This window comes from Leifsonia sp. Root227 (genome assembly GCF_001428745.1).
Lineage (GTDB): Bacteria > Actinomycetota > Actinomycetes > Actinomycetales > Microbacteriaceae > Leifsonia.
Genome location: NZ_LMIO01000001.1, coordinates 219,329 through 236,037, shown reverse-complemented (window position 1 = coordinate 236,037; position 16,709 = coordinate 219,329). Strand labels below are relative to the sequence as shown.

Sequence of the window (16,709 nt, the reverse complement as noted above, 5' to 3'; positions counted from 1 at the left end):
CCTCAGGCTCGATTGCTGAGGAGGGTGCGGATGGTGTCGGGGACGGTCTCGTCCTGGAGGGACGTGGTGTCCCCGAGCGGGCGCGCGTCGAAGAGATCGACCAGCAGACGGCGCATGATCTTGCCGGAGCGCGTCTTGGGCAGGTCGGGCACGACGACGATGTGGCCCGGCTTCGCGATGGCGCCGATCTCGCGCGTCACCTGATCCCGCAGCACCTGCTCGGAGGGCGCATCCCCACTCGGCACGACGAACGCCGCGACGGCCTGCCCGGTGGTCGCGTCGTCCACGCCGACCACCGCAGCCTCGCCGACCTGTGGATGCGCGACAAGCGCCGACTCGATCTCGATCGTCGACAGGCGGTGCCCTGAGACGTTGATCACGTCGTCCAGGCGGCCGAGCAGCCAGATGTAGCCGTCCTCGTCCACGGCCGCTCCGTCACCGGCGAGGAAGTAGCCCTGCGCGGCGAACGCCCTCCAGTACGAGTCGCGGTAGCGCTCCGGGTTGCCCCACACGGTTCTGGCCATCGACGGCCAGGTGCCGTCGATCACGATCGAGCCGCCGGAACCGCGCGGCACATCCACGCCGTTCTCGTCGACCACGCGCACGGTCACCCCCGGCACAGCGTTGGTCGCCGACCCCGGCTTCAGCGTCGTGACGCCCGGCAGCGGCGCGACGATCGCCGAGCCGGATTCCGACTGCCACCAGGTGTCGACCACGGGAGCGCTGCCCGCGCCCAGCTGCTCGCGGAACCAGACCCACGCCTCCGGGTTGATGGCCTCGCCGACCGTGCCGAGCAACCGGATGCTCGACAGGTCCCAGCCGTCGCCCAGCCCGTCCGGGAACCAGGTCATGAAGGTCCGGATGAGGGTGGGCGCCGTGTAGTAGGTGGTGACGCCGTAGCGCTCGATGATCTCGAAGTGCCGCCCGGCGTGCGGAGTGTTCGGCGTGCCCTCGTAGATGACCGAGGTGGCGCCGTTGGAGAACGGGCCGTAGAGCACGTAGGTGTGCGCCGTCACCCAGGCGAGGTCGGCCGTGCACCAGTACACGTCCGACTCCTTCGCGTCGAACAGCGCCCAGTGGCTCCACGACGCCTGCGTGAGGTAGCCGCCCGTGGTGTGCACCACGCCCTTCGGCGTGCCGGTCGTGCCGGAGGTGTAGATGATGAAGAGCGGCGTCTCCGCGTCGAAGTATTCCGGCTCGTGGGTGTCCTGCGCCGCATCCACCACGTCATGCCACCAGACGTCGCGGCCGTCCTGCCACGGGATGCCTGGGGTCAGGTCGCCCGTGCGCCGCACCACCAGCACGTGCTCGATGGCGTTGTCGCCTGCGACGGCGGCGTCGGCATTCGCCTTCACCGGAACCGCGGTGCCGCGGCGGAACTGGCCGTCCGAAGTGACCAGCAGCTTCGCTCCTGTGTCCTCCACCCGGAAGCGCAGCGCCTCGGCGGAGAAGCCGCCGAACACCAGCGAGTGGATCGCCCCGACGCGAGCGATGGCGAGAGTGATGACGATGGTCTCCGGAATCACGGGGAGGTAGACGACGACGCGGTCGCCCTTCCCGATGCCGAGGGCGGTGAGTGCGTTGGCCGCCTTCGCGACGCGGCGCTGCAGGTCGGCGTATGTGATCGTCTCCGTGTCGCCGGGCTCGCCGATGAAGTCGATGGCGACGCGCTCGCCGTTGCCGGCATCCACGTGCCTGTCGACGCAGTTGACGGCAGCGTTCAGCCTGCCGCCGGCGAACCACTCGGCGCGCGGGATGCTCAGCTCGCCGTCCGCGCCGACGCTCGCGGGCTCCCAGGTGTGGGCCGTGTGCCACGGTTCCGCCCAGTCGAGGCGCGCGGCCTGCCGCTCCCAGAACGCGACGGCGTCGCTGGCGTCGTCGAAGGCGTCCGCCCCGACGTTCGCCTGCGCGGCGAAGGCTTCGGACGGCGGGTACAGCCGAGACTCCCGGCCCAGGTTCTCGATGGTGGAGGTCACCTCTCCGACGCTAGCGGGGGCGCGGCGACGGCGGCTCTGCGCGGCGTAAGGGGGCGTAACGCTTGACCGTGCAGAAGGAGTGAGTGTACAGTCACTCACATGGTGACCACCTCTCGCTCCACGCTCTCGACCGCTGAAGAACGGCGCGAGACCGTGATCGCCAGCGCCATCGAAGTCTTCGGCGCCTCCGGATACAGCAGCACGCCGATCTCGGCGGTCGCAGAGCACGCGCACATCTCCACCGCGTACGTGTTCAAGCTGTTCCCCGGCAAGGAGACGCTGTTCGTCGCGGCCCTCGACCGCTGCTTCGACCGGATCGAAGAGGCTCTGGAACTCGGAGCGGCGGCGAGCGCCGGTCCGTCGCCCGCGGAGATCCTCTACGCGATGGGCGACGCGTACGCCGACCTCATCGCCGACCGATCGCTGCTCATGCTGCAGGTGCACGCGCAGTCCGCCGCGTCCGTCCCGGAGATCGGGGCAGCGCTGCGACGCGGCCTCGCCAGGGTCACCAGGTTCGCGAAGACTCGCTCCGGCGCGCCCGACGACGACGTGCAGCGCTTCATCGCCTTCGGGCAGCTCTGCCACCTCATCGTCACCACCGGCATCGACGGCGACTCGTCCGACTGGGCGCGCATCGTCACCGCCGGGATCCGCCACCCGTAGCCGCCCCCGCCCATCCCCCGGGTTTCTTTTTCTACCTATAAGAGTGACTGATCGGTCACTCACTATCGAAAGGCACCGCTCATGTCCGTCACAACCGCATCCGCCCCCACCACGACGCGCAGCCCGCACCGCTGGTGGGCGCTCGGCGTGCTCGCGCTCGCCCAGTTCCTCGTCGTGCTCGACGCATCCATCGTGAACATCGCGCTCCCGGCGCTCGGCGCCCAGCTCCAGCTTGGCACGGCAGCGCTCGCCTGGGTCATCACCGCATACGTGCTCCCCTTCGGCGGGCTGCTCCTGCTCGGCGGACGCCTGGCCGACCGGTTCGGCCATCGCCGCATGTTCCTGGTCGGCGTCGCCGGCTTCGTCGCGGCGTCCGCCCTGGCAGGGCTCTCCGTCAGCGGCGGGATGCTCCTCACGGCCCGCGCACTCCAGGGGGCGTCCGCGGCTCTCCTCGCCCCCGCGTCGCTCGCCATCGTCACCCAGCTCTTCGTGACCGGCGCCGACCGCGTCAAGGCACTCGGCGTCTGGGGAGCCGTCGCCGGCATCGGGAGCGCGGCCGGCGTCCTGCTCGGCGGAGTCCTCACGGCGCTGCTCGGCTGGCAGGCCGTGTTCTTCGTCAACGTGCCGGTCGGCATCGTCGTGCTCGCGGTCCTGCCGTCTCTCGTCTCCCGCGACCCGTCCGGGGAGCGTCAGCGCATGGATGTCGCCGGCGCCGCCACGATCACGGCAGGGCTCACCGCCCTCGTCGCCGCCCTGAGCTTCGCCGGGCAGCTCGGCTGGGCCAGCCCGGTCACGATCGGCACCTCCGCCGCCGCCCTGGTGCTCCTCGCCGCGTTCGTGCTGGTCGAGCGCCGGGCAGCGCATCCACTCGTGCCGTTCCGGTTCTTCCGCAATCGCGACGCGGCCACCGGCAACGTCGTGATGCTCCTCGCCGGAGGCGCGACCACGGCCCTGTTCTTCGCCCTCTCCGTCTACCTGCAGGATGTGCTCGGCTACGACGCCCTCACGGCGGGGATCAGCCAGCTCCCGCTCGCCGGAGCCCTCGTGGTGGTCGCCGCCGTCGTGCCGTCCGTGGTCGCCAGGGTCGGCGTGCGGCCGACCCTGGTCACCGCCCTCGCCGTCTTCGCCGCCGGGATGCTCTGGCTCGCCGCTGCGGGACCGCACGCCGCGTTCGTCGGAGGGCTGCTCGGCCCGAGCATCCTGATCGGCGTCGGCCTCGGCGCCGGCTTCGTCACCGCGACCCAGCTCGCGGTGGACGGCGCATCCGCCGGGGACTCCGGCCTCGCCAGCGGCCTGGTCAACACCAGCCAGCAGATCGGCGGAGCACTCGGCCTTGCCGTGCTCGGCACCATCGCGGCCGGACGCACTGCCACCGGGCTCGCGGCGGGCGCCTCCACGGCGACAGCGCTGTCCGACGGCTTCTCCTGGCTGTTCGTCGGCGCAGCGGCCCTCGCCGTGATCGGAGCGGGCGCGACCGTCCTGCTCCGACGCCGCTGAACAGGAGCATGATGGGCTCCATGGATGCTGTCGACGCCCTCAACGAGATCGCCTTCTGGCTGGAGCGGGAACTCGCCCCGACCTTCAAGGTGCAGGCGTTCCGGAGGGCGGCGGGGACCATCGCTCCGCTCGGCCAGGACGAACTGCGCGAACGCGTGGCGGACGGGCGGCTGAAGCGCACCAAAGGGATCGGCGACCGCACCTTCCAGGTGATCTCGCAGGCGGTGGACGGGGTGGTGCCCGACTACCTGGCCGACCTGCGGGAGCGGAACGCGCATCCACTGGCCGAGGGAGGGGACGCACTGCGCGCCGCCCTGCGCGGCGACCTGCACGCGCACACCGACTGGTCGGACGGCACCACCCCGATCGAGGCGATGGCCGCTGCAGCTGCGACCCTCGGCCGGGAGTACCAGGCGATCACCGACCACTCCCCCACCCTCACGGTCGCCAGCGGGCTGAGCGCCGAACGCCTCACCGAGCAGCTGGATGTCATCGCGGCGCTCGACACCGGCGCCGTGACCCTGCTCACCGGGATCGAGGTGGACATCCTGGAGAGCGGGGAGCTCGACCAGACCCCCGAGCTGCTCTGGCGGCTCGACGTTGTGGTAGCGAGCGTGCACTCCAAGCTGCGCTCCGACAGGGCCACGATGACCGCCAGGATGCTCGGCGGCATCCGCGATCCGCACACCAACGTTCTCGGTCACTGCACAGGGCGGCTGGTCAGCGGGTCGCGCGGCACGCGGCCGCCGTCCGAGTTCGACGCAGAGCGGGTGTTCGCGGCCTGCGCGGAGAACGACGTGGCGGTGGAGATCAACTCCCGGCCGGAGCGGCAGGACCCGCCGGACGACCTCATCCAGGTGGCGCTGGCGGCGGGATGCCTGTTCAGCATCGACACCGACGCTCACGCCCCCGGCCAGCTCGACTTCCTCGCCTACGGCGCCGCCCGAGCCGCCGCCAACGACGTCCCGCCCGACCGCATCATCACCACCTGGCCGCTCCCCCGCCTCCGCGACTGGCTCGCCCCCGCATGATCGAGCCGGGAGGGGGACGGGAGGGGTCAGTTGCCCCAGGCGGAGGCGGGGGCCTTGACGAGCTGGACCGGGGCGGTGCTCCAGTGGGAGCCGTTGCCGTAGTGGCTGGTGGCCCACGGTGACGCCCAGATGGCCGCCGCCGTCGCGTCGGCGGACGTGCCCGCTGTCAGGCCCGCGACGATGCCGGGGTAGCCGCGCTGCAGGTTCTTCGCGGCGTACTCTGCAGCGGTGGTGAGGTCGGGGTAGCTGCCGAGGCCGGCGCCACCGCCGGAGCCGTAGCCGTTGTTGAGCGGGTTGTTGCGGTTCCACCAGTCGGGCGGACCGTTCTCCTGGCGCATCCAGCGCAGCATCACCTGCACGTTCGCGTCGGTCTGCGGCCAGCCGCCGAACATCAGCACCAGCTTGGCCCAGTCGGCGTTCGTGCCGTTGTTGCTCAGGGTCTGCACCCCGTCCGTCGCCGAGAGCTGGTCGCGGGAGACGACGGGGGCGGCGATGGTCGCATCCACGTCGATGCGCTGCGGCGGGGTGTGCGCCGGCGCGTCCCGGCCCGGGGCGAGCGTGGTGGCCGGAGCGGCCAGCGTCGCCGCGAGGGCGGCGTCCGTCGGCACGATCGAGAAGCCGGTGACCAGCGCGATGACCGCGAGAGCGACGCCGATCCTGTGGTGGACGGGCAGCCTCAGCTCGGCGGCCGGGACGGCAGCACGACGGACCGCCGAGCGGCGGCCATGACTGCGGGGGCTGGTGGATGCGGACTGCATACCCGTTCGAGGGTAGCAAAGGCGTGTGGAAAGGTCACCGGAAATCGGGATTCGCGGTGTGCGCGAGCCTGAGCGTGCGTACATTCTGGTGTGGCGGCCTGTCGAAATCACGCCACCCCGTTCGACGTGATGGTGAGTGTACGAGTGCCGAGGAGGCGACGATGAAGTATCTGCTGACGATCTACAACACCGACGAGTTCGTGACCAGGATGGAGACCGACCTCAAGGACGAGTTCGAGGCGGCACATCAGGACCTGCAGCGCGAGCTCACCGCGAGCGGCGAGCTGGTCGACACCGCCGAATTGAGCGTGACGGACGCGCGCGTGGTGCGGACGGACAGCGGCGGCAGCAGGGACGTCACCGACGGGCCGTTCACCGAGAGCAAGGAGTTCGTCGGGGGCTATTACCTGGTGGACGTCGCGTCGATCGAACGTGCGGTGGACCTGGCGTCACGCTTCGTCGAGGCGCGCTTCGCCCCGGTGGAGGTGCGCAGGCTCGGGGCGTGAGCCGTCTCGCCCCGATCGGCGGCGGCGCTCCCAGCGAGAGGGAGCGCCGCCGCCGAGTGCGGTGAGCAGTGCTGCTACTGGTGCCGCATCGCCGCCGCGAGCCATTCGTCCGGGTCGAGCAGGTGGCTGTGGTCGTCCAGCCCCAGGTCGATCTCTGCCCAGTCGATGCGTGCGCTGAAGGCGCCGTGCGGCGTGCGATATCCCTCGTACGCCGGCATCCCGGTGTCGATGCCGACGTCCAGCCCCTCGTCGAAGGAGAAGTACATCGGATGGGTGCGCTCCACCTCGGCGCTTCCCACCGCATCCCCGTCGATGTAGAGGGTGACGGTGCCGCCTCGGCCGATGCCGCCGCCCGCGTACGCGAACTCGGCGCGCACCTGGTGGGTTCCCGCTCCGATCGCCTTGTCCGACAGCGCGGTGCTGCGCAGCAGACCGCAGTAGTTGTAGTGGAAACCGAGCTTGCCGCCCTCCGCGAAGAACGCCCAGCCTCCCGTGCGGCCGCCCTGTGCGAGGATCGCGCCGTCCGCATCCCCGCTGTCCGGGATCACGAGCTGCGCCGTGGCGGACCAAGACCGGTTCTTCACATTGATCGCGACGTTCTCGTTGAGGCGCTTCATCCCCTCGTGCAGTCGCAGCTTCGTCCCGGACACCAGGGTGGGGCGACCGGCGAACTCCGGGTTCATCCGCTGCGCTGCCCTGTCGTCCATCGGGATGACGTTGTAGCGCGTCGCTTCGATGAGGAAGAGCTGCTGCAGCTCGGCCAGCTTGTCCGGGTTCGACGTCGCCAGGTTGTTCGACTGCGTCCAGTCGACTGTCGTGTCGTAGAGCTCCCAGACGTCCTCGGAGAAGTCGGGGGCGGCGCCGACCACGTCCCACGGCGTGCGGTGCTTCGTCTGCGCCGTCCAGCCGTTGTGGTAGATGCCGCGATTGCCCATGATCTCGAAGTACTGCGTGTGATGCCGCTCGTCCGCCGATGCGTCGTCGAAGCTGTACTGCATCGAGACGCCGTGCATCGGCACCTGGGTCACGCCGTTGACCGTGTGCGGCTGGGCCAGGCCCGCCAGCTCCAGGATGGTCGGGGCGATGTCGATGACGTGGTGCCACTGGTCGCGCACTTCGCCGCGGGCGGAGATCCGGTTGGGCCAGTGAACGATGGTGCCGTTCCGCGTTCCCCCGTAGTGGCTGGCGACCTGCTTGGTCCACTGGTACGGCGTGCACATGGCGTGAGCCCAGCCGACCGCGTAGTGGTTGTACGCCTCGGGGCCGCCGATCTCGTCGAGGTGCTCCTGCCAGAACTCCACCGTCTCGTACTCCGCACCGCCATTGGCCGCGGTCGACAGCATGAACGCGCCCTCGAGGCCGCCCTCCGCGGATGCGCCGTTGTCGCCGATGATGAAGATCACCAGGGTGTCGTCGAGGATGCCGAGGTTCTCGATGGCGTCGACGACCCGGCCGGTGTGGTGGTCGGCGTACTCGAGGAAGGCCGCGTAGACCTCCATCTGGTGGGCGAGGATCGGCTTGCGCTCGTCCGGCACCTCGTCCCACGCCGGGATGCCGGCGGAGCGCTCCGTGAGGACGGCATCCTCCGGGATCACGCCCAGCTCCTTCTGGCGTGCGAACGTCCTCTCGCGGAGCGCATCCCAGCCGTCGTCGAACTCGCCTTTGTGCTTGGCGATCCACTCCTTCGGCACGTGATGCGGCGCGTGCGTCGCTCCCGGCGCGAAGTAGACGAAGAACGGCTTGTCCGGGGTCAGCTCCTTCTGCTGGTTGATGTACTGGATGGTCTTGTCGGCCAGGTCCGGCATCAGGTGGTAGTCGGGGTCGTCCGGCGGCTCGATGAGGGAGACGCCGTCGACCAGGGCGGGCGTCCACTGGTTGGTCTCGCCACCGATGAAACCGTAGAATTTCTCGAAGCCGCTGAAGGCCGGCCAGTGATCGAACGGGCCGGTCGGGCCGCTCTCCCACACGGGCACCTCGTGGCACTTGCCGAACTGGGCGGTGTTGTACCCGGCCTGCCGCAGGATCTCCGGCAGCGGCACGCAGCTGTTCGGACGCGTCGACCGGTAGCCGGGAGCAGGCGTCGCCGTCTCGGTGATCTGCCCCATCCCCACCTGGTGGTGGTTGCGGCCACTCAGGAGGGCCGCCCTGGTCGGCGAGCAGATCGCGGTGGTGTGGAAGCGGCTGTAGCGCAGGCCGCCACCGGCCAACCGCTCGGCCGTCGGCATCGGCACAGGGCCGCCGAAGGCACTGGATGCGCCGAACCCGACATCGTCAAGCAGCACCATCAACACGTTGGGCGCTTGTTGCGGCGGGCGTTTCACCTCGATCGGGTCACGCTTCGCGTCGAGCTTCTTCTCGTCCATCGTGATCGGTCCGACATAGACCTGATCCGGTGTCGGGAGAACGGCACCCGGCAGTACTTCTGACATACCCCACCCTTCGTCGCAGAACGGCGCGGGTGGAGCTTCGGTGGTCCGCCCGCTCCCTGCCGACACTCTCACACGTGAGGGCGAGCGGACAATGCTTGACGTTCGGGCCGAAGACCGCTAGCGCATCGAGGCGGCGGCCGGGCAGTCGAACGGGTCGCGGGCGGACAGGCCGACGCGGTTCAGGTATTCGATGACGATGCCGTACGAGTTCAGCAGTGTGGTCTCGGTGTACGGGATGTTCTCGGTGTGGCAGTGCTCGCGGACGATGGCGGCGGCCTTGCGCAGGTGCGGCCTGGCCATGCTCGGGAACAGGTGGTGCTCGACCTGGTAGTTGAGCCCGCCGAGCAGCCCGGTCATGCCGAAGCCGACGACGTTGCGGGAGGTGAGGACCTGGCGGCTGAGGAAGTCGACCTTCACGCCGCGGCCGATCAGCGGCATGCCCTTGTGGTTCGGGGCGAAGCTCGCACCCATGTAGAGGCCGAAGACCGCGAGCTGCACGCCGATGAACGCGAACGCCATGCCGAGCGGGAGCAGCCAGAAGATGGCGCCGAAGTAGAGGCTGAACCGGATGGCGAGGAAGGTGAACTCCTTGCCGCGACCATCCACCTTGCCGCGCTGGAAGAGCGTGCCGAACGAGCGGCCGTGCAGGTTGAAGCCTTCGAGCAGCAGCAGCGGGAAGAAGAGGTAGCCCTGCTTGCGCGTGATGGCGGCGATGAGACCCTTGGCCTTGGCGGCGTCCTCCTCGACGAACGAGATGGTGTCCGTCTCGATGTCCGGGTCTTTGCCGATGGTGTTCGGGTTGGCGTGATGCCTGGTGTGCTTGGTCATCCACCACGAGTAGCTGATGCCGACGACCAGGGTTGCGAGCATCCGGCCGAGGCGGTCGTTCATCGGGCCGGAGTTGGCGATCTGGCGGTGCGACGCCTCGTGGGCGAGGAACGCGAACTGGGTGAAGATCAGACCGAGGGCCGCGGCGATGAGGAGCTGGAACCAGCTGTCGCCGAGCAGGATCATGCCGGCGACGGCGCCGCCGAGAGCCAGCACGAGACCGGAAGCGACGAGAGCGTAGAAGAGGCGGGCTCTGCGCAGCAGTCCCTGGTCGCGAACGGTATTCAGCAGGATCTTGAAGCTCTGCGTGACCGGGGGCGCCGCGTCGATGCGGGCGCCGGTGCGACGGATGGGGCCGAGCGTGGAGGCCGAGGGTGCGGACGTAGGGGCGAGCGTAACCATGGGCAGGCCGTTCGGTCGGATCGACTTCCCAGCCAATATGGTGGTGGGCTGCGCGCCCGGATGGCCTAACCATATCCCGGGCCACCTGAGAGCCGCGGTCGGCCCAGGCGAATCCTCAGGCTTCGCAGCACGGAATGCCGTCAGGCGGATTCGCGTGGCACGAGCTCCGTCGGAACGGTGATGGCGGCGAAGTCTCCTCCCTCGATCTGTTCGAGCAGCATGCGCACCATCTCCCTGCTGATCCTGCCGAACGGCTGGCGCATCGTGGTGATCGTCGGCGAGGACTGGACGGCCGCCGGCGAGTCGTCGAAGCCGGCGACGGCGATGTCCTCTGGAACGCGCCTGCCGCTCTCCTCGATGACGGCGATGGCGGCCGCGGCCATGCGGTCATTGGCCGCGAAGACCGCATCCACATCCGGCCGGCGTTCGAGCAGGGCGCGCATCGCCGCTGCCCCGCTCGCCCGGCCGTAGTCGCCCTCGACGATGAGCGACTCGTCCACGTCGTCGCCGAGCGCTGCGCGGTAGCCGGCCAGCCTGAGCTGGCCGCCGGAGGTGTCCTGCGGGCCGGCGATCGTCGCGACGACCCTTCTGCCCTTGTCGTGCAGATACTCCACCATCGTGCGCGCGCCGTGCTCGTCGTCCGCGGTGACGTAGCCCATCCTCCGCTCGAACCCGAGCGGGATGCCGCAGGCGACCGCTGGGAGGCCGAGCTTGTTGATCGCGGAGACGAACGCCTGCCCTCCGCTGTGCGACGACACCAGGAGCACCCCGTCCACCGAGCCGGCCGCGATGAAGTCGAGCGCCCTGCGCTGCTCGTCCTCCGCCGCCGCCATGATCAGCACGAGCGACACGTCGCGCTCGGCGAGCGCATCGGCCGCCCCGCGCATCAGAATGGAGAAGTTGGGGTCCTCGAACAGCAGGTCGTGCGGCTCGGTCAGCAGGAACGCGATCGAGTGCGCGCGGTTGGTGGCGAGGCTCCTGGCCGCAGCGTTGATGCGGTAGCCCGTCTTCTTGATCGCCGCGGTGACGGCGGCGTGCGCATCCGGGCTCACCCAGTGGCCGCCGTTCAGCACTCGGGAGACGGTTCCGCGCGACACCCCTGCCGCGTCTGCGACGTCGTTGATCGTCGGTCGCCTCTTGGGCGGGTCGGTGGCCATGACTGAATTCTAGGGATGCGCGAGGCCGGTCAGGCCTTCACCGCACCCGCAGCGAGGTCCACCCTCCAGAACCGCTGCAGCAGCAGGAACAGGATCACCAGCGGCACGATCGACAGCAGCGCGCCGGTGATGACCAGCGTGTACAGCGCTGGGACGGTGGCGCCCTGGTTGAGCAGCCCGGACAGACCGACCGTGATCGGGAACAGCTGGTCGTTGCCGAGCATGATGTACGGCAGCATGAAGTTGTTCCAGATGGCGACGAACTGGAACAGGAAGATCGTCACCAGCCCCGGCGCCATCATCGGCAGGGCGATCCTGGTGAAGATCCGCATCTCGCCCGCCCCCTCGGTGCGTGCGGCCTCGACCACGTCTGTCGGCACGGCCGCCGCCGCGTAGATGCGGGCGAGATAGATGCCGTACGGGCTGATGAGCTGCGGAAGCAGCACGGACCAGTACGTGTTCGTGAGCCCGATCTGCGCCAGCAGGAAGTACTGCGGGATGGCGAGGATCACGCCGGGCACGAGCACACCCATCAGGAGGATGGCGAACACCTTGCCCTTGCCGGGGAACTCGAACTTCGCCAGCACGTACCCGCTCAGCGCGGAGATGTAGCTGGAGACCAGCGCGCCGACACCGGCATAGAGAGCGGTGTTGAGCATCCAGCGCCAGAACAGCCCGTCGCGGTACTGCGTGAGGGCGACGATGTTGTCCCAGAGGTGCGTGCTTGGCGCGAAGGTGAAGGTGGAGAACAGCTCGGAGCCGTCCTTGGTGGATGCGGTGATCACCCAGAGCACCGGCAGCAGGCAGTAGACGGCGCCGAGCAGCAGCACAGCCGTGCCGAACGCGCTCGGGCGCTCCGCTGCGCTGCGGTCGCGGCCTCTGCCCCTGCCTCCTGGCGGGGCCAGCGACGGAACGGCCTGCGGTGTGATGGTGGCGGTCATGTCAGTCCTCCTGACCGAAGGCGCGCCGCTGAACGACCCGCAGGAAAAGGAACGAGAGGGCGAAGGTACCCAGCGCGATCAGCACGCTGGTCGCCGCCGCGGAGTAGATGTCGCCGCGGACGAACGCGTCGCGGTACACCTTCATCAGGGGGGTCCAGCTCGACGAGATGGAGTTGGTGAGCGGCTTGAGAGTGGTCGGCTCCGCGAACACCTGCAGTGTGGCGATGATCGAGAACAGACCGGTCATGATGAGCGACGGCAGCACGATCGGCACCTTGATGCGCCAGGCGATCTGCACCTCGGACGCCCCGTCGATCCGTGCGGCCTCGTAGATGTCGCTCGGGATGGCGCGGAGCGCGGTGTAGATGACGATCATGTTGAAGCCGACCCCGCCCCAGAGCGCGATGTTCGCGACGGCGAAGATGACGAGGCCGGAGCTCAGGATGTCCGGCGGAGCGATGCCGACGGCCTTCAGCACGTAGGCGAACGGGCTGACGGACGGGAGGTAGAGGAAACCCCAGAGCAGCGAGCTGATCACGGCAGGCACCGCGTACGGCAGGAAGATCGACACCCGGCTGAACCGCACGGCTCGGGAGCGGCGGGAGTCCAGCAGCAGGGCGAACACGAGCGCGAGGCCCAGCATCACCGGGATGAGGATGGCGCCGTAGAGGAGGACGCGGAGGACGCTGGCCAGGAACTCGGGGTCGGTGACCGCATCCACGTAGTTGTCGAGCCAGGCGAACTGCAGTTTCTTGCTGCCGGAGCCGAGCCCGAGGCCTTCGACCTTGACCGTCTGGAACGACATCACGACGGTGTAGAGGATGGGAGCGGCCATGAACAGGGCGAAGAGCACGATGGCCGGGGTGAGCATCGCGTACGGGATGGCGACGCGTTTGGCGCGGGTGATGGTGGTGGTCACGCTTGGTCCTTTGCTGTGCGAGGTCAGGCGGACGGGAGGGCGGGGAGCCCTCCCGTCCGCCGTCGGCTCATTTGACGGTGAAACCCGACTTGACCAGGTCGTTCTTCGTCGTGGACTGCATCGTGTTCAGCGCAGCATCGAACTGGGCGGGGTCCTTCGACTCCGCGGCCTTGGCGAACGCGTCCGTGTACGCGCTGTACGCGACGTTGACGTTCGGGCCGTAGGTGAACGCCGAGACGTCCTTCGACGACTGCGCTGCGATCGACCAGAAGTCGGCCTGGTCTGCGAAGAACGCCGGAGGAGTGCTGAGCGCCGCGGAGGAGTTCACGTCGGCCGGGTAGATGTTCGCGACCTGCGCGAGCGCTTTGACGGCCTCAGGGTCGGTGTTCAGCCAGGTGATGAACTCCATCGCCTGCTTAGGGTGCTTCGACTGCGCGGTGACCGCCGTCGACGATCCGCCCCAGTTGCCGTTGGACGGCTTCGACGCATCCCAGTTCGGCAGGGGCGCTGCCGCCCACTTGCCCTTCGTGTCCGCTGCGTTGCCCTCGAGCACGCCTGGACCCCAGACCGAGCTGACCCAGCCGACCTGCGTGCCGTCGTTGAGCGCGGTGTTCCACGCGGGGGTGTACATCGGGTTGTTGTCGATCACGCCCTCGTGCACGAGGCCGCCCCAGAAGTCGGCGACCTTCTTCGTCGCCGCCGAGTCGATGTCGACGCTCCAGGCTTTGCCGTCGATGCCCCACCAGGATGCGCCTGCCTGCTGCGACAGACCGGCGAACCATCCGGGGTCGCCGGAGGAGAACGTGCCGAGGAACTTGGTGGGGTCCGCCTGGTGGATGGTGCGCGCATCCTGTGCGTACTCGTCCCAGGTCTTCGGGGCGCTGAGGCCGTACTGGTCGAAGATGTCTTTGCGGTAGTAGAACATCATCGGGCCGGAGTCCTGCGGGACGGCGTAGACCGAGTCGCCGCCGAGGGTGACGGCGTTCCAGGTGCCGTCGGTGAACTCCTTCTTGAGGTCGCCTGCGCCCTGATCCTTCAGGTCGACGAGCGCGTCTGCGGAGACCAGGGTGGGGATCTTCTGGTACTCGGCCTGCATGATGTCCGGCGCTCCGCTGCCCGCCTTGATCGCGGTGAGGAGCTTGGTGACGGCGGCGTCTCCGCCGTCCTGCTTGTTGACGGTGATCTGGATGTCCGGGTGGGACTTGTTCCAGATCGCGGCCACCTTGTCCATGTTGGGCGCCCAGGCCCAGTATGTGAGCTTGACGGGTCCGGAGCTGTCGCCCCCGCTTCCGCTGGAACTGCAGGCTGCTGTGGTCAAGGCCAGGGCTGCTGCCAGGGCGACAGCGCCGACCCTCAGTGATGTTCGCAAGATCTCTCCTCGTTGAGTGCGGCTGTGAGCGGTTACAGTAACGCACATGCGTTTGTACCTTGTCAATTCATTTAGCCCATAACACGCCGGAGTATTTCGGTGTGCTATACCTGGGAGCGCACACAGTCAGGAGAAGCAATGACGCTGTCACCACAGCCCACCACCACCTCAGCCCCGCAGACCGCCCCAGCCCCGCAGCCCGCCCGCCTCGGCTGGCCGAGGGGAACAGCCGACCTCCGCTACGGCGGCGACTACAACCCGGAGCAGTGGACCAGGGAGACCTGGCTCGAAGACATCGAGCTGATGAAGCAGGCGCGGGTGAATCTGGTGAGCGTCGGCATCTTCAACTGGGGCCTGATCGAACCCCGGCAGGGCGAGTACGACTTCGCACAGCTCGACGAGATCATGGATCTCCTGGCCGGGGCGGGCATCGACGTCGACCTCGGCACGCCGACCGCATCCCCGCCCGCCTGGTTCTGGAAGGCGTACCCCGACTCCCGGCCCGTCACCCGCGACGGCGTGCCGCTCGGCTTCGGCTCCCGCGGGATGGCGTCGCCGAGCTCGCCGCACTACCGCAGAGCGGCCGCCGCCGTGACGGAGCAGCTCGCACGCCGTTACGCCGACCACCCTGCGCTGGCGATGTGGCACGTGCACAACGAGTACGGAGCTCCCGTCGGTGAGTCGTACGACGAGCACTCGGTCTCCGCGTTCCGCGGCTGGCTCGCCGCCCGCTACGGCACGGTCGACGCGCTGAACAGCGCGTGGGGCACCGCCTTCTGGGGCCAGCGCTACCAGGACTGGTCGGAGATCGACGCGCCGCGCCTGGCCGCCACCGTCACCAACCCGGCGCAGCGCCTCGACTTCGCCCGCTTCACCTCCGACGCCCTGCTCGAGTGCTTCGTCGCGGAGCGCGACATCATCAGGGCGCACACGCCGCAGCTCGCTGTCACCACGAACTTCATGGCGTCGAGCTGCCCGTCGATGGACTATTGGAAGTGGGCGCGCGAGGTCGACGTCGTCTCCAACGACCACTACCTCACCGCCGAGCGCGAGGACAACCACATCCTGCTGGCGCTGGATGCCGACCTCACCCGCTCCCTTGCAGGCGGACGCCCGTGGATGCTCATGGAGCACTCGACCTCCGCGGTCAACTGGCAGCCGCGCAACCTGGCCAAGCGGCCGGGCGAGCTGGCGCTGAACAGCCTGAGCCACTTCGCGCGCGGGGCGGACGCGATCATGTTCTTCCAGTTCCGCGCATCCAGGTCGGGGGCGGAGAAGTTCCACTCGGCGATGCTGCCGCACGCCGGCACGGACTCCCGCGTGTGGCGCGAGGTGACGGCGCTCGGCAGCGACCTCGCCGCCCTCGCCTCGATGCGGGGCAGCACCGTGGATGCGCGCGTCGCGATCCTCTGGGACTGGGAGTCGTTCTGGGCTCAGGACCTGGAGTGGCGGCCGTCGGTCGACCTCCGGCACCGCGAGCGCATCGAAGCGTACTACACCGCGCTCTGGCAGCTCGGCGTGACCGTCGACTTCGTGCATCCGGAGGGCGACCTGTCCGGCTACGACGCGCTGATCGCGCCGAGCCTGTACGCGGTCACCTCGCGCGGCGGCCGCGCGCTGACCGACTACGTGCGCGGCGGAGGCCGCCTGCTGGTGTCGTTCGGCAGCGGACTGGTTGACGAGTTCGACGCCGTGCATCCCGGTGGTTTCCCCGGCCCGCTGAGTGAACCGCTCGGGCTCACGATCGAGGAGCTGCTGCCGTTCCGCTCCGGCGAGACGGCGGCGCTCGACACCGGTGGGACCGCGACCGTGTGGGCGGACGACATCCGCCTCGACGGCGCGGAGGTCGTCACGCGCTTCGCCGATGGGCGTGCTGCGGGCGAACCGGCGGTGACCAGGAACGCGTTCGGCGCCGGTGTCGGCTGGTACGTGTCGACCCGCCCGGATGCCGAAACTCTGCGCGGGCTCGTCGCGCGCGTGCTGGGCGAAGCAGGCGTCGAGATTCCTGGCCCGCCGGAGGGGCTGGAGGTCGTCGAGCGGTCAGCGGGGAGCGCGCGCTACCGCGTGTACCTGAACCACACCGACGCCGATCTCACGGTCGCCGCGTCCGGCCGCGAGCTGCTCAGCGGCGCCGCCGTCACCGGTTCGCTCACCGTTCCGGCGCGCAGCCCGCGCATCATCGCGCTGTAACCCGCGCCAACATCATCGAGCCCAGGCTTTCCACCCTGTGACG

At 69.1% G+C, this 16,709-nt stretch carries 13 protein-coding genes; 5 read left to right on the top strand and 8 right to left on the bottom strand.

Annotation, left to right across the window (positions count from 1 at the left end):
- Positions 1 to 2: 2 nt before the first annotated feature.
- Entirely contained in the window at positions 3 to 1,976 is a 1,974-nt protein-coding gene (gene acs / locus ASE16_RS01110) for an acetate--CoA ligase (protein WP_055889530.1), read from the bottom strand.
- Between the two features lie 99 nt (positions 1,977 to 2,075).
- On the opposite strand from acs, the gene ASE16_RS01105 reads away from it, so the two are divergent.
- The 3 genes from ASE16_RS01105 (at position 2,076) to ASE16_RS01095 (ending at position 5,167) form a co-directional block, all read left to right on the top strand.
- Positions 2,076 to 2,639, top strand: a complete 564-nt coding sequence (locus ASE16_RS01105) for a TetR/AcrR family transcriptional regulator (protein ID WP_200949521.1) — start codon at positions 2,076 to 2,078, stop codon at positions 2,637 to 2,639.
- Positions 2,640 to 2,720: 81 nt separating this feature from the next.
- Positions 2,721 to 4,136, top strand: a complete 1,416-nt coding sequence (locus tag ASE16_RS01100; protein WP_055889527.1) for a DHA2 family efflux MFS transporter permease subunit — start codon at positions 2,721 to 2,723, stop codon at positions 4,134 to 4,136.
- Positions 4,137 to 4,156: 20 nt separating this feature from the next.
- The gene (locus ASE16_RS01095) at positions 4,157 to 5,167 is read left to right on the top strand and encodes a PHP domain-containing protein (RefSeq protein WP_055891407.1); all 1,011 of its coding nucleotides are present in this window, start codon (positions 4,157 to 4,159) and stop codon (positions 5,165 to 5,167) included.
- Positions 5,168 to 5,193: 26 nt separating this feature from the next.
- Here the strand turns inward: ASE16_RS01095 and ASE16_RS01090 are convergent, their stop codons facing one another.
- Positions 5,194 to 5,925, bottom strand: coding sequence for a hypothetical protein (locus ASE16_RS01090; protein ID WP_235500201.1), 732 nt, complete (start codon positions 5,923 to 5,925; stop codon positions 5,194 to 5,196).
- 161 nt (positions 5,926 to 6,086) lie between these two features.
- Between ASE16_RS01090 and ASE16_RS01085 the strand changes: the two genes are divergently transcribed.
- Positions 6,087 to 6,431, top strand: coding sequence for a YciI family protein (locus ASE16_RS01085; RefSeq protein ID WP_055889523.1), 345 nt, complete (start codon positions 6,087 to 6,089; stop codon positions 6,429 to 6,431).
- 74 nt (positions 6,432 to 6,505) lie between these two features.
- Here ASE16_RS01085 and ASE16_RS01080 read toward each other — a convergent pair whose 3' ends face one another.
- The 6 genes from ASE16_RS01080 to ASE16_RS01055 form a co-directional block, all read right to left on the bottom strand.
- On the bottom strand, positions 6,506 to 8,860 hold the full coding sequence (locus ASE16_RS01080; RefSeq protein WP_055889520.1) for an arylsulfatase: 2,355 nt from the start codon (positions 8,858 to 8,860) through the stop codon (positions 6,506 to 6,508).
- 117 nt (positions 8,861 to 8,977) lie between these two features.
- Positions 8,978 to 10,090 (bottom strand): fatty acid desaturase family protein, encoded by a 1,113-nt coding sequence (locus ASE16_RS01075; protein ID WP_055889511.1) that lies wholly within the window; start codon positions 10,088 to 10,090, stop codon positions 8,978 to 8,980.
- A gap of 140 nt (positions 10,091 to 10,230) precedes the next feature.
- Positions 10,231 to 11,247, bottom strand: coding sequence for a LacI family DNA-binding transcriptional regulator (locus tag ASE16_RS01070; RefSeq protein ID WP_055889507.1), 1,017 nt, complete (start codon positions 11,245 to 11,247; stop codon positions 10,231 to 10,233).
- 29 nt (positions 11,248 to 11,276) lie between these two features.
- Positions 11,277 to 12,188, bottom strand: a complete 912-nt coding sequence (locus tag ASE16_RS01065; RefSeq protein WP_082581121.1) for a carbohydrate ABC transporter permease — start codon at positions 12,186 to 12,188, stop codon at positions 11,277 to 11,279.
- 1 nt (position 12,189) lies between these two features.
- On the bottom strand, positions 12,190 to 13,059 hold the full coding sequence (locus tag ASE16_RS01060; protein ID WP_082581243.1) for a carbohydrate ABC transporter permease: 870 nt from the start codon (positions 13,057 to 13,059) through the stop codon (positions 12,190 to 12,192).
- Between the two features lie 115 nt (positions 13,060 to 13,174).
- Positions 13,175 to 14,476: an ABC transporter substrate-binding protein gene (locus ASE16_RS01055; RefSeq protein ID WP_055889499.1), complete on the bottom strand. Its 1,302-nt coding sequence runs from the start codon at positions 14,474 to 14,476 to the stop codon at positions 13,175 to 13,177.
- Positions 14,477 to 14,614: 138 nt separating this feature from the next.
- Between ASE16_RS01055 and ASE16_RS01050 the strand changes: the two genes are divergently transcribed.
- On the top strand, positions 14,615 to 16,666 hold the full coding sequence (locus tag ASE16_RS01050; protein WP_055889496.1) for a beta-galactosidase: 2,052 nt from the start codon (positions 14,615 to 14,617) through the stop codon (positions 16,664 to 16,666).
- The last annotated feature ends 43 nt before the right edge of the window (positions 16,667 to 16,709 follow it).

Bases quoted from the DNA above. Each gene is read 5' to 3' on its own strand.
- ASE16_RS01105 (WP_200949521.1), top strand. From the start codon at position 2,076: ATGGTGACCACCTCTCGCTCCACGCTCTCGACCGCTGAAGAACGGCGC.
- ASE16_RS01100 (WP_055889527.1), top strand. From the start codon at position 2,721: ATGTCCGTCACAACCGCATCCGCCCCCACCACGACGCGCAGCCCGCAC.
- ASE16_RS01095 (WP_055891407.1), top strand. From the start codon at position 4,157: ATGGATGCTGTCGACGCCCTCAACGAGATCGCCTTCTGGCTGGAGCGG.
- ASE16_RS01090 (WP_235500201.1), bottom strand. From the start codon at position 5,925: ATGCAGTCCGCATCCACCAGCCCCCGCAGTCATGGCCGCCGCTCGGCG.
- ASE16_RS01085 (WP_055889523.1), top strand. From the start codon at position 6,087: ATGAAGTATCTGCTGACGATCTACAACACCGACGAGTTCGTGACCAGG.
- ASE16_RS01080 (WP_055889520.1), bottom strand. From the start codon at position 8,860: ATGTCAGAAGTACTGCCGGGTGCCGTTCTCCCGACACCGGATCAGGTC.
- ASE16_RS01075 (WP_055889511.1), bottom strand. From the start codon at position 10,090: ATGGTTACGCTCGCCCCTACGTCCGCACCCTCGGCCTCCACGCTCGGC.
- ASE16_RS01070 (WP_055889507.1), bottom strand. From the start codon at position 11,247: ATGGCCACCGACCCGCCCAAGAGGCGACCGACGATCAACGACGTCGCA.
- ASE16_RS01065 (WP_082581121.1), bottom strand. From the start codon at position 12,188: ATGACCGCCACCATCACACCGCAGGCCGTTCCGTCGCTGGCCCCGCCA.
- ASE16_RS01060 (WP_082581243.1), bottom strand. From the start codon at position 13,059: ATGCTCACCCCGGCCATCGTGCTCTTCGCCCTGTTCATGGCCGCTCCC.
- ASE16_RS01050 (WP_055889496.1), top strand. From the start codon at position 14,615: ATGACGCTGTCACCACAGCCCACCACCACCTCAGCCCCGCAGACCGCC.